Source organism: Ruegeria sp. AU67 (assembly GCF_900312795.1).
Taxonomy (GTDB): domain Bacteria; phylum Pseudomonadota; class Alphaproteobacteria; order Rhodobacterales; family Rhodobacteraceae; genus Ruegeria; species Ruegeria atlantica.
Window position 1 is genome coordinate 140,882 of record NZ_OMPH01000018.1, and the last position, 12,284, is coordinate 153,165.

General features: G+C 57.9%; 15 protein-coding genes. 8 read left to right on the forward strand and 7 right to left on the reverse strand.

Annotated features, from left to right (window positions below):
* Positions 1–175 precede the first annotated feature (175 nt).
* From purL to grxD, 4 genes are all read left to right on the forward strand, one after another.
* Positions 176–2,335: a phosphoribosylformylglycinamidine synthase subunit PurL gene (purL, locus tag DK510_RS07665; protein WP_109311582.1), complete on the forward strand. Its 2,160-nt coding sequence runs from the start codon at positions 176–178 to the stop codon at positions 2,333–2,335.
* Positions 2,336–2,471: 136 nt separating this feature from the next.
* A complete protein-coding gene (locus DK510_RS07670) occupies positions 2,472–2,711 on the forward strand; it encodes a BolA family protein (protein ID WP_058271527.1) in 240 nt (79 codons plus the stop codon).
* 180 nt (positions 2,712–2,891) lie between these two features.
* The gene (locus tag DK510_RS07680) at positions 2,892–3,182 is read left to right on the forward strand and encodes a hypothetical protein (protein ID WP_058271526.1); all 291 of its coding nucleotides are present in this window, start codon (positions 2,892–2,894) and stop codon (positions 3,180–3,182) included.
* Positions 3,169–3,531, forward strand: a complete 363-nt coding sequence (grxD, locus tag DK510_RS07685; RefSeq protein WP_058277848.1) for a Grx4 family monothiol glutaredoxin — start codon at positions 3,169–3,171, stop codon at positions 3,529–3,531. The genes DK510_RS07680 and grxD overlap by 14 nt, the downstream gene beginning before the upstream one ends.
* Here the strand turns inward: grxD and DK510_RS07690 are convergent, their stop codons facing one another.
* The 3 genes from DK510_RS07690 to DK510_RS07700 are packed head-to-tail and all read right to left on the reverse strand — an operon-like array spanning position 3,532 to position 5,071.
* Positions 3,532–3,882: an MliC family protein gene (locus DK510_RS07690; RefSeq protein ID WP_109311584.1), complete on the reverse strand. Its 351-nt coding sequence runs from the start codon at positions 3,880–3,882 to the stop codon at positions 3,532–3,534.
* Positions 3,879–4,274 carry a cell division protein ZapA gene (locus tag DK510_RS07695; RefSeq protein WP_058277846.1) on the reverse strand — a complete coding sequence of 132 codons (396 nt, stop codon included), beginning with the start codon at positions 4,272–4,274 and terminating at the stop codon, positions 3,879–3,881. The genes DK510_RS07690 and DK510_RS07695 overlap by 4 nt, the downstream gene beginning before the upstream one ends.
* The gene (locus DK510_RS07700) at positions 4,274–5,071 is read right to left on the reverse strand and encodes a hypothetical protein (RefSeq protein WP_109311585.1); all 798 of its coding nucleotides are present in this window, start codon (positions 5,069–5,071) and stop codon (positions 4,274–4,276) included. Before DK510_RS07700 ends, DK510_RS07695 begins: the two co-directional genes overlap by 1 nt.
* 234 nt (positions 5,072–5,305) lie before the next feature.
* On the opposite strand from DK510_RS07700, the gene tkt reads away from it, so the two are divergent.
* The gene (gene tkt, locus DK510_RS07705) at positions 5,306–7,330 is read left to right on the forward strand and encodes a transketolase (RefSeq protein WP_109311586.1); all 2,025 of its coding nucleotides are present in this window, start codon (positions 5,306–5,308) and stop codon (positions 7,328–7,330) included.
* Positions 7,331–7,381: 51 nt separating this feature from the next.
* On the opposite strand, the gene DK510_RS07710 is transcribed toward tkt, so the two are convergent.
* The gene (locus tag DK510_RS07710) at positions 7,382–7,795 is read right to left on the reverse strand and encodes a hypothetical protein (protein WP_109311587.1); all 414 of its coding nucleotides are present in this window, start codon (positions 7,793–7,795) and stop codon (positions 7,382–7,384) included.
* A 15-nt stretch (positions 7,796–7,810) separates the two neighbouring features.
* A complete protein-coding gene (locus tag DK510_RS07715; RefSeq protein ID WP_109311588.1) occupies positions 7,811–8,782 on the reverse strand; it encodes a DUF808 domain-containing protein in 972 nt (323 codons plus the stop codon).
* A gap of 181 nt (positions 8,783–8,963) precedes the next feature.
* Here DK510_RS07715 and gap (DK510_RS07720) point away from each other — a divergent pair, with 181 nt between their 5' ends.
* The 3 genes from gap (DK510_RS07720) (at position 8,964) to gap (DK510_RS07725) (ending at position 11,267) form a co-directional block, all read left to right on the forward strand.
* A complete protein-coding gene (gene gap, locus DK510_RS07720) occupies positions 8,964–9,965 on the forward strand; it encodes a type I glyceraldehyde-3-phosphate dehydrogenase (protein ID WP_058271518.1) in 1,002 nt (333 codons plus the stop codon).
* 71 nt (positions 9,966–10,036) lie between these two features.
* The gene (locus DK510_RS22955) at positions 10,037–10,180 is read left to right on the forward strand and encodes a hypothetical protein (RefSeq protein ID WP_200833222.1); all 144 of its coding nucleotides are present in this window, start codon (positions 10,037–10,039) and stop codon (positions 10,178–10,180) included.
* Between the two features lie 82 nt (positions 10,181–10,262).
* A complete protein-coding gene (gap, locus tag DK510_RS07725) occupies positions 10,263–11,267 on the forward strand; it encodes a type I glyceraldehyde-3-phosphate dehydrogenase (protein WP_109311589.1) in 1,005 nt (334 codons plus the stop codon).
* Here gap (DK510_RS07725) and coaD read toward each other — a convergent pair.
* Positions 11,259–11,750: a pantetheine-phosphate adenylyltransferase gene (gene coaD / locus DK510_RS07730; RefSeq protein WP_058271515.1), complete on the reverse strand. Its 492-nt coding sequence runs from the start codon at positions 11,748–11,750 to the stop codon at positions 11,259–11,261. The two genes, gap (DK510_RS07725) and coaD, sit on opposite strands and share 9 nt — an antisense overlap.
* Positions 11,751–11,835: 85 nt before the next feature.
* A complete protein-coding gene (locus DK510_RS07735; protein ID WP_058271514.1) occupies positions 11,836–12,273 on the reverse strand; it encodes a CBS domain-containing protein in 438 nt (145 codons plus the stop codon).
* Positions 12,274–12,284: the final 11 nt, after the last annotated feature.

Genomic DNA, 12,284 nt, shown 5'->3' on the forward strand with positions numbered 1-12,284 from the left:
CCGCTGACGCGTCAGCGGGTGACACCCGCACGTTCCAAACAACAGACGGAACCGGCCCAATTGGCGGTTCCGTTTTTTACTTTCACAATTGGCCTGCGCTGACTTGACCCTTTCCACAAGCGGCACCTTGCCCTAAAAGGCCCGCAATCCCGGCCAACCTGGACAAGGACATACGATGCAAGAGCCCGCCATCACCCCGGATCTGATTGCCGCACACGGGCTTAAGCCCGAAGAATACGATATGATCCTTGAGATCATCGGGCGCGAGCCGACTTTTACCGAACTCGGCATCTTCTCGGCCATGTGGAACGAACATTGTTCCTACAAATCGTCCAAGAAATGGCTGCGCACCCTGCCCACCTCTGGGCCTCAGGTGATCTGCGGGCCAGGTGAAAACGCCGGCGTTGTGGATATCGGCGACGGTCAGGCGGTGGTGTTCAAGATGGAAAGCCACAACCATCCCTCTTATATCGAACCCTATCAAGGTGCGGCCACAGGTGTTGGCGGCATTCTGCGCGACGTCTTCACCATGGGTGCGCGCCCCATCGCATCGATGAACGCGCTGTCATTTGGCGAGCCCGGCCACCACAAGACCCGCCAGCTGGTCAACGGTGTGGTCGAAGGCATTGGCGGTTACGGCAACTGCTTTGGTGTCCCTTGCGTGGGTGGCGAAGTTCGGTTCCATCCCGCCTACAACGGCAACTGCCTTGTGAACGCCTTTGCTGCCGGTCTGGCCGACAGCGACAAGATTTTCTATTCGGCGGCCTCTGGCGTCGGTATGCCTGTTGTGTATCTGGGGGCAAAAACCGGACGTGACGGCGTTGGCGGCGCAACCATGGCCTCGGCCGAGTTTGACGACACAATCGAAGAAAAGCGCCCCACTGTTCAAGTCGGCGATCCGTTCACTGAAAAGCGCCTAATGGAGGCGACGCTGGAGTTGATGCAGACCGGTGCCGTGATTTCGATCCAGGATATGGGTGCAGCGGGTCTGACCTGTTCTGCCGTTGAGATGGGCGACAAGGGCGGTCTGGGTGTGCGTCTGGATCTGGAGAACGTTCCCCAGCGCGAAGAAGATATGACAGCCTATGAGATGATGCTGTCTGAATCACAAGAACGCATGCTGATGGTATTGAAGCCCGAGCTTGAAGCCGAAGCCCGCGCCGTATTCGAAAAATGGGACCTGGATTTCGCAATCGTCGGCGAAACCATCGCCGAAGACCGCTTTCTGATCCTTCACAACGGCGAAGTCAAAGCCGATCTGGTCCTGTCCAAGCTTTCTTCGACGGCACCGGAATACGACCGCCCATGGGAAGCCACGCCGGAAGCCGAAGAGCTGGCCGAAGTCCCGCAAATCGACCCGATCGACGGTCTGCGCGCCTTGCTCGCTTCGCCGAACTATGCAGGCAAACAGTGGGTTTATGAGCAGTACGACACCATGGTCATGGCCGACACCGCCCGCACGCCGGGTCTGGGCGCAGGCATGGTCCGCGTGCACGGCACTGACAAGGCGCTTGCCTTCACCAGCGACGTAACCCCGCGCTATGTACGGGCAAACCCCGTTGAGGGCGGCAAGCAGGCTGTGGCCGAGGCCTACCGCAACCTGACCGCCGTTGGCGCCAACCCATTGGCGACCACCGACAACCTGAACTTCGGCAACCCCGAAAAGCCCGAGATCATGGGCCAGTTCGTCGGCGCGATCCAGGGCATCGGCGAAGCCGTAGCCGCGCTGGATATGCCCATCGTGTCGGGCAACGTCTCGTTGTATAACGAAACCGATGGTCAGGCGATCCTGCCGACCCCGACCATTGGCGCCGTAGGCTTGCTGACTCACACGGACGAGATCATCGGCAATGAGGTCCGAGAGGGCCATGTTGCTCTGGTGATCGGCGAAACCAACGGCCATCTTGGGCAGTCCGCTCTGCTTTCTGAAGTGTTCAACCGCGAAGACGGCGACGCGCCGCATGTCGATTTGGATGCCGAAAAACGCAATGGCGAATTCATCCGTGCCAACCGCGAGATGATCAAGGCCTGCACCGATCTGGGTGACGGTGGTCTGGCGCTGGCAGCCTTTGAGCTGGCGGAATCCGCAGGCGTCGGCGTTCACCTCGATGAAGCCACGACCGAGTTCCTGTTCGGCGAGGATCAGGCCCGTTATCTGGTTGCGTGCAACTTTGATCAGGCCGAAGCACTGATGATCGCTGCTGGTCAGGCAGGCGTCCCTCTGGTGTCCGTAGGACGGTTCACTGGCGACAGCATTCGGGTTGGCAACTCTGAGGCCGCGTTAGAGGATTTGGCTACCACGTTCCGCACCAGCTTTGCTGAATCCGTCGCCTAATACCAAAGCAATCTTTGCAACATGAAACCTGCGCCTGTCCCGGCGCAGGTTTTGTCGTTTCAAGGCCTCTATCCTCCCCTTGCACGCCCCGTCTGGGCGCTCTACATCTTGAGAAAGACCTTCAGGAGAAACCTACATGCCGATGAGCGCCCACGAAATCGAAGCCCTACTGCGCGAAACCTTTCCGGATGCGGAAATTCAGGTTGGCGGCAGTGATGGCGTGCATATGTCCGCAATGGTCGTGGACGAGAGCTTTCGGGGGAAAAACCGGGTGCAGCAGCAACGCGCAGTCTATGCGGCCCTGAAGGGCAAGATGGACGGCGCGGACGGAGAGTTGCATGCGCTGGCGTTGACCACAAAAGTGCCTGAACGGTGAATGAGCCGATTGGATGGATTCTGCTAAGGTTGACCTTTCTGGTCTTTGATATTGCCAACTTCGTAGCGATCTTGTTTTGTGATCTGCCAAAGCTACTGAAATACGGACCCAGATATTGGCGTGTTACCAGGATAATGAGGCGCCGCGACTACAACCTTCGCCAAAGCTGGATGGCAAAAAATGAGTAGTTGGCTGTTCTGGATATCAGTAATCGCAACGTTGATTGTTGCCGCCGCTCTGATCGAAGCCTATGTGAAGCGCAACAGAAAGCGTAAGCTGGCCGACATGCGCCCGGACCCGGACAAGATCAGCAAGGTCGGCGGCATTGAAAGATACGGGCTGGATCCGCTGGCCCTGGCACAGGCCGAGCATCGGCGACTAGAGGAAGAAGGATGGGTCCCGGACCCGTCAAAGGATGAAACGACCGCCCCCGACGCGGGTGAAAAGGACAAGCAAGATGACCGACGTTAAGACTCAGATCGACGAAACCGTCAAAGCCAACGATGTGGTACTCTACATGAAAGGCACCAAAGAGATGCCCCAATGTGGTTTCTCGTCCCGCGTGGCCGGCGTGCTGAACTACATGGGCGTTGAATATGCCGATGTGAATGTTCTGGCCAACGAAGACGTTCGTCAGGGCATCAAGGATTATTCTGACTGGCCGACCGTGCCACAGCTGTACGTCAAAGGTGAATTCGTCGGCGGTTGCGACATCATCACCGAGATGACCCTGTCGGGCGAATTGGACACGCTGTTTGACGAAAATGGTGTCGAATTCAACAAAGAAGCGGCTGACAAAATTCGCGAAGCAAACGCCTGATCAGCGACTGCTGCAATTCTCCAGAACAACCTGCTCACTGGTGGCCCCACTGGCCGCCAGAAAGCTGACGGTCGCATCCCACCCTTTTGACCGAAGGATATACGACCCGGTCTCTCCTTTGGATTCATAGCGAATACCTGATCCGCTGGGCACTTGCTGCAAGGCAACCAATTGGTTGTCTACCATCATCGCCGCCGCACCGGAGCCGTCGGACGCATTGAAATACGCAACCTGCAACTCAATGCCATTCTGGCAAGTGAAGCTAACCGGCAGGATATCCATGTCCGCCCAGGCCAAGCCCCCTGGTAGACCGAACAATCCGGCCAACGCTACCGTTTTCAACGCATTCATTTCGCCGTATTCTCCTCAACCACCGAGGCTAAGGCCTCAGCGCGTGCGGCCAGTTCGGCCAGTGTGTCCGTGACCGAAGGCGGGACGACCGCCACTTCAATCCTTTCAGGCTCGGGCTCTGGCCGGTTGCGCAGGCTTTGCAATTCGGCTTCAACCTCGGCCAGTTTGGCCTCTGCCCGTTTGAGCTTGTCATCTGTCGCGGCGGTCTTATCAGCCAGCATCAGCCCGGCCATCAACAGCATGCGTGCTTCGGGCATCCGACCGATCTGATCAGACAAAACCTGCGCTTCATCATCCAGCATTTTCGCCGCAGATTGCAGAAATGGCTCTTCACCGTCCTGACACGAAACATCAAAACCGCGGCCACCGATATGAATGGTCAATTCGGGCATTACTCCACCTCTCCCTCAGCCAGCTTTGCCTGCGACAGCAACGGTTCCAGCCGGGCTAGTACAGCTTGAGCTTCGGCAGCGTCCGTCGCCTGTGCAGCCTTCGTCGCCTCAAGCTCGGCCACAGTCGCGCGGTTCAACAGCTCGGCATCGGCCAGACCGTCCTTGCTGGCCGCCCGCAACTCGTCCACCGAGTTGCGCAGTTGTTCGTTCGCCTTGCGCATACGTTGAAGATCATCATCCAAACGCGACATGGCCGCGCCGTGGCTGGCACGTTCCGCACGCAACATCTCGAGCTCTGCGCTTAACTCCGCAACACGCTCGCTGTCGGCCAATTCGGACCGCAACTTTTTATTCTCATCTTCAAGCGACTGCGTTTTGCTCACAACCGCTTTAAGTTCATCGTTTTCTGTCTTGAGAACAACCAGTTCGTCCTGGTTTTCCAATGCAGCTTTAGCCTCTGCCAACTCGGCCCTGGCCGCTTCGACCGCCACCAATTTGGCAGTGGCCTCTGACAGCTGCTGACGCAAAGCGCCGTTTTCAGGATCTTCGGCTGGCGTTGCTTTCAGCGCATCCATGTCGGCGCGCATCGCGTCGACTTCTTTTTCGTGCCGTTCCTTGAGGGATTTCAGCCGCTCTTCCAGCTGCGCATTGGCGACGCGCTCGTCTTCCAATGCCGTGTGCAAAGCAGTGTCATCACCGCCACTTGCGGGCACCGCGTCACGCAGGGCGTCGACCCCGGTTCCGATCCTCTCCATCGCGGCAACGATACGGCGCTGTAATTCTTCGATCTGGCTCATGCCCCTGCCACCTCTTTACCAAGGTTCACTTTTTCGCGGCCCGTCCGAATCAATACAGGCCGGGTATTGGCCTAGTCTAACCGAATGAAACGGAAAATACCCACTGTTTGCTTTCAATCACTTGGACAGCATTCTTGAACCACGAACGCGACGCAATCCCCGGTTCCACTTGCACTTTGGGGGGCGGATGGTATTGAGCGCCCCATCTGCCTGTAATCCAAAGGAACAACGCCCGTGGACCTGACTGCGCTGCGCAATGCCAATCCTGAACACTGGAACAAGGCTGCGGCCATCCGCACCCTGACCCTTGACGCCGTCGCCGCCGCTAATTCCGGCCATTCCGGTATGCCGATGGGCATGGCCGACGTTGCGACCGTGCTGTTTGAAAAGCACCTGAAATTTGACGCCTCGGCCCCGAACTGGCCCGACCGCGACCGGTTCATCCTGTCCGCGGGGCACGGCTCGATGCTGGTTTATTCTCTGTTGTATCTCACTGGTCATGCGGACGTGACACTGGATGAGATCAAGAACTTCCGCCAGCTGGGTGCAAAAACTGCGGGTCACCCGGAAAACTTCCTGGTGAACGGTATCGAAACCACCACCGGACCACTGGGTCAGGGCATTTCCAACGCAGTTGGTTTCGCCATGGCCGAAGAAATCCAGCGTGCGCATTACGGCAAAAAGGTCGTCGATCACTATACTTATGTGATTGCGGGCGACGGTTGCCTGATGGAAGGCGTTAGCCAAGAGGCCATCACACTGGCTGGCCGTCATGAGCTGAGCAAGCTGATTGTTTTCTGGGACAACAACAACATCACCATCGACGGCACCGTGGATATTGCTGATCGCACCGATCAGGTGCGCCGCTTCAAGGCCTCGGGCTGGAACGTGATTGAAATCGATGGCCATGATCCGATCGCGATTGATGCGGCCATTGTGCAAGCCAAATCGTCCAACAAACCATCCATGATCGCCTGCGAAAGCCACATCGCGCTGGGTCACGCCGCACAGGATACTTCCAAAGGTCACGGCGCATTGACCGATCAGGATCAGCTGAAAGCCGCCAAAGACGGCTATGATTGGCCCCATGATGCCTTTGTGGTCCCGACTGACGTCAAATCGGCTTGGGAGGCCATCGGTGCCCGTGGCGCGGCTGAACGCGCCGAATGGGAAGAGCGTTTCGCGCAGATTTCCGAACGCAAACAGGCCGAATTCAACCGCGCCTATGCGTTTGATGCACCTAAGAAACTGGCCGGTGCCATCCGTGCGTTCAAAAAGCAGATGTCGGAAGATCAGCCGAAACTCGCCACCCGCGCGTCTTCGGAAAAGGTTCTGAACGTAGTGAACCCGATCATGACCGAGACCGTTGGCGGTTCCGCCGACCTGACCGGGTCGAACAACACCAAGTCTGCGGATATGGGCGTGTTCCTGCCGGAAAACCGCAAGGGTCGCTATATCCACTACGGAATCCGCGAACACGGCATGGCCGCAGCGATGAACGGTATGGCGCTGCATGGCGGTATCCGCCCCTATGGCGGCACGTTCATGGCGTTCACCGACTATGCCCGCCCCTCGATGCGTTTGGCCGCCTTGATGAAGGTGCCGACGGTCTTCGTGATGACCCACGACTCGATCGGTCTGGGCGAAGACGGCCCGACCCACCAGCCTGTTGAACATCTGGCCATCTCGCGCGCGACGCCGAACACTTATGTGTTCCGTCCCGCCGATGTGGTTGAGACGGCTGAGGCATGGGAACTGGCGCTGACGTTCAAGGACAGCCCTTCGGTTCTGTCGCTGACCCGTCAGGGCGTGCCGACGGTGCGTAAAGAACACAGGGCCAAGAACCTGACCGCGCAAGGCGCATATGTTCTGGCCGATGCCGAGGGCAAGCGTCAGGCCATTCTGATCGCCACCGGGTCCGAAGTGTCGCTGGCGATGGAAGCCAAAGCGATGCTCGAGGCTGAAGGCATCGGCACCCGCGTCGTCTCCATGCCGTCGATGGAGCTGTTTGCGCAGCAGGATGAAGCCTATCGCAAGCGCGTCCTGCCGGGCGGCCCCGTCCGCGTCGGTATCGAGGCCGCCGTTCGCGCCGGTGGCTGGGATCGCTGGTTGCTGGGTGAACGTGGTCGCGAAGCCAAAGCCGGTTTCATCGGCATGTCCAGCTTCGGTGCGTCGGCCCCAGCCGGTGAACTGTACAAGCATTTCGGCATCACCGCCGAGGCGACAGTGGCCAAGGTCAAGGAACTGCTGGGTCAGTAAACGCTCTGCTCATCAGCCAGATACAAAAAGGGCGGCTTTGGCCGCCCTTTCCTATTTTGGCTGCTTTAGCTCGGCCTTCAACGCCGTATAGGCCCGTTTCGCATAATCCAACCGCAACTCATACCGTTCTGCTGGCACAATCCCATCGGGCACGTTCTGCACTGCAGCAGACAAAACCTGCCTAACATGCGTTCCATATAGCGGAATGAATTGCGCCGACTGGCCGCTGAGCAGGTTAAACAATCGCCCCCCTGCCCACTTGGCGCGTCGGGCCGCAGTCTCCGCCGTGTCGATCCGGAAATGCAGTACCTGGTAAAGCCTGAGCGGTTCAAACGGCATTTGTTCCGCGCCAAGGTTCATGGCCGACAAGGCCGCCGCTTTGCGTTTGGCTGCCCGCCCCTTCAATTGTATGCGGACCCAACTCTGAACCGGTCTAAAAGTCGGTAGATGGCTCAGGTCACTCATTTCAGGATTATAAATTTAATGCGCATCAGTCTTCTTTGAAAACATCTCGATCATCGGCCCGACCACCTTTGTCGCCACCGGGATCAGAACAAACCCCCATGCCAGACCGAACACACCGTCCATCGTCGCCTTGGATACCCATTCAACAACACCGGTCCACTGCTCAGACACTGAATGACCAATGGCATAGGCCCAGTCGTGGATGTGGTGTCCCAGCCACCCAAAGCCCAGAACCTCCATCCCGTGAATGATGATGGAACCGCCGACCCACAACATCGCGGCTGTGCCGACTATGGACAGGATTTTCATGACAACCGGCATGGCTTTGACCAACCCGCGCCCAAGCCCTCGCCCAATCGGTGTCGGTGCGTTTTGCGCGAGGTACAGCCCGACATCGTCCATCTTAACGATCAGGGCAACTGACCCGTAGACCGCCACGGTGACACCGATCCCCACAACCGCCAAGGTCGCGGCCTGCATCCACAGGTTTGGGGCCTCAATCGCAGCCAGCGCAATCGTCATGATTTCAGCCGAAAGGATAAAATCCGTCTTGATCGCGCCTTTGATCTTTTGCTCTTCCAGATGGCCGGGGTCGCGAATGGCCATGTCTTCGTCGATAACGTGACTGCCATGAGGGAATAGGACATGAAATATCTTCTCGGCCCCCTCGAAACACAAGTAAGAGCCGCCGATCATCAGCAAAGGCGTGATCAACCACGGAGCAAAATTCGCCAGTAGCAAAGCAACCGGCAGCAGCAGGATAATCTTGTTGAATATGGAACCACGCGCGATGCGCCAAATGATGGGCAACTCGCGCGCCGGGGCGAATCCCTGAACGTATTTCGGGGTTACGGCGGCATCGTCGATGATCACACCAGCGGTCTTTGCGCCCGCCTTTCCGGCCGCTGCGACCACATCGTCCACGGACGAGGCCGCAACCTTTGCAATACCTGCTACGTCATCCAACAGGGCCAACAGACCGCTCATGGTGTTTCCTTTCACTTCACCTGCCGCAACCGGAGCCTACCCGATCCGACGGCTAGCGCAAGCGTTAGCGCAACCGGCGCAGGTTTGCGCTAACACGTTAAAAATATGTCACTTTTGGTCTTTTGAGAAAGCGCTTTGACAGCTATATGGCGTCCAACGCAAGCGCATTTGGAGACAGCACATGACCATCAAGGTCGGTATCAATGGTTTTGGCCGCATTGGCCGCTGCACGTTGTCGCATATCGCGGCATCCGCCCGCAACGACATCGAAGTGATCAAGGTCAACGCAACCGGCCCGCTGGAAACCACAGCGCACCTGCTAAAGTATGACAGTGTCCACGGACGTTTCCCCCGCGATGTCGCAATCGATGGCAAAACCATGGATCTGGGCCGCGGCCCGATGGAGATGTTCTCGACCTATGACATGAACGAACTGGACTGGGATGGCTGCGATGTCGTTCTGGAATGCACCGGTAAATTCAATGACGGTCTGAAAGCCAAAACGCACCTGGATCGCGGTGCACAAAGGGTACTGCTGTCTGCCCCGGGCAAAAACGTCGATAAGACCATCGTCTATGGTGTAAACCACAACAGCCTTGTGACCGATGATAAAATGGTCTCGAACGGCTCGTGCACCACGAACTGCCTTGCTCCGCTTGCCAAGGTACTGGACGAGGGTATCGGCATCGAGAACGGCATCATGACCACGATCCACGCCTATACCGGCGACCAGCCGACCCTGGACCGCCGTCACAGTGATCTTTACCGCGCCCGTGCTGCCGCGATGTCGATGATTCCGACATCGACAGGTGCCGCGAAAGCCTTGGGTGAGGTTCTGCCCAATCTGAAAGGTCGCCTGGACGGTTCGGCCATCCGTGTCCCGACCCCGAATGTTTCTGCGGTTGACCTGACATTCCGCGCTGCTCGTGATGTAACGGTAGAAGAAGTGAACGCCATCGTACGCGAAGCCTCGCTGGGGTCGATGCAGCGTGTTCTGGGCTATGAACCCGCACCGCTTGTTTCGACCGATTTCAACAACACCGAAGAAAGCTCGATCTTCGCACCCGATCAGACCCGCGTTGTCGGCGACCGCATGGTTCGCGTTCTGGCTTGGTACGACAACGAATGGGCGTTCTCGGTCCGCATGGCAGACGTTGCAGTTGCCATGGGTCGCCTTAACTAAGGTTGCTTTGAAATCTTGAACCTTTTCGCCCGCTCAGGTTAACTGGGCGGGCGTTTTCGTCCGGGGCAAGCATGACAAATCAAATCGCCATCTGGCTTGCCCTGCTCATTCTGGGCTTGTTCGTTGTCAGCTATGCCCTCTTTGGAACCGAACAATTCGTGTTCCTTGGCAAGAAACTCTACACCTTTCTGGACTGGCTCGCCTTCTGGCGGTGACAGAGGTTTTGCTTGACTTTTCCTCTGATCTGGCTTTGTTAGCGCTAACTTCACATTAGCCGCATTTCGGACGGAGCAGGACATGACACTCAAACTGGCAATCAACGGATTTGGACGGATCGGACGCGGCGTGCTGCGGGCGGTCATGGAATCCGGGCGTACGGATGTTGAAATCGTTGCGATAAACGACTTGGCGAAGCCGGAAATGAACGCGCATCTGTTCGAATTCGACAGCGTCCATGGCCGGTACGGCAAACCGGTCACTTTAACCGAGGCAGGCCTGGACGTTGGAAACGGTCCAATCCGCCTGAGCAGCGAGCGTGAGCCGGAAAAACTGGATTGGTCCGATGTGGACGTCGTTCTGGAATGCACTGGCGTATTCCGCACACGCGAAGCTGCATCCCGCCATTTCACGAACGGATCGAAGAAGGTATTGATCTCGGCCCCCGCCCGCGGCGATGGCGCTGTGAAAACGATCGTGTTTGGCGTTAACGATCACGAGCTTACGGCCGAAGATAACGTGGTGTCCAATGCGTCTTGTACCACCAACTGCCTGTCACCGGTGGCCGCAGCGCTGGACGCAGGGCTAGGCATTGTCCACGGCAACATGACCACGGTTCACGCCTACACAGCCAGCCAACCGGTTCACGACACCGCCGGTAAAGACCCTTATCTGTCACGCGCGGCGGCATTGTCGATGATCCCGACCACTACGGGCGCGGCCTCTGCCGTTGGCCTCGTCCTGCCGCAACTGGCCGGCAAACTGACGGGTCAGGCCATTCGCGTCCCCACACCGAACGTGTCCGTGGTTGATCTGGTCGCCGAGGTCTCACGCCCGACAACCGAGGAAGAAGTCAACGCGCTGTTTACCGAAGCCGCAGCCAGAATCCCCGGGGTTCTGGCGGCAGAGAACCGCCCGCTGATCTCGGTGGACTTCAACCACGACCCACACAGCTCGACCGTTTCGCTGCCGGAAACCAAGGTGACCGACGGCACACTGGTGCGTGTGCTGGCGTGGTATGACAACGAATGGGGTTTCTCGAACCGGATGCTGGACACCGCCGCAGCGATGGGTGCCCTAGCCTAAACGGTCACGCAGCGCGGCATTAACGCGGGGCGTGACGAATTTCGACACGTCCCCGTCCAACCTGGCGATTTCCTTAACCAATTTGGAGGCAATGGCCTGATGCCGCGCCTCGGCCATCAGGAAGACCGTCTCGACCGTGTCGTCCAACGCCCGGTTCATCCCGACCATCTGGAATTCATATTCAAAATCCGCAACAGCCCGCAGCCCGCGGACAATGATCTGCGCCCCAACATCACGGGCGCAGTCGATCAGCAGGTTTTCAAAGGGATGCGCAACGATTTCGGTTCCCGTTTGCTCAGTCAGATGGGCGCATTCCGCCTCGATCATCGCAACGCGTTCCTCGAGCGAGAACAAAGGCCCCTTGTCTCGGTTGATTGCGACGCCAATGACGAGCTTGTCCACCAAAGCAGCCGCACGGCGAATGATATCGATATGACCCAAGGTGATTGGATCGAATGTTCCGGGATATAATCCAACCCTCATCGCGGCCTCCTGCGCAACAAAATTTCTGCGCAAGCAAACATAACTTCGCCGCAGGTGCAAGAGCCAGCTTTGGGGTTCAAGGGCCTCAATGCCCCATGATCATGCCTTGCAGCGCGTCTTTTTCCATAGCCAGTTCTGCCAGCTGCGCCTTTACCACGTCGCCCAGTGTGACGATCCCCACCAGCTTGCCATCTTCGACAACGGGCATGTGGCGAAAGCGCCCTTCGGTCATGCGGGTCATGATATCCTGAACCGTGTCCTGCTGAGTGGCTGTCACAAGGTTACGGGTCATATAGGCGCTGACTGGCTGCGCCAGGCAACCACTGCCGCTTGCGGCCAGCTCTCTTACGATGTCCCGCTCGGAAAGGATGCCAGATGCCGTTTCGCCGCCATCTTCTGATACAACAACCGTCCCGATCCGTTTTTCGGCCAGGATTTTCGAGGCGTCAGCCACAGTGATTGTCGGGCTGACTGTCTCGACCCCTCCGGTGGCCTTGGATTTCAGAATGGCCTGAACGAGCATAAGCGTAACCT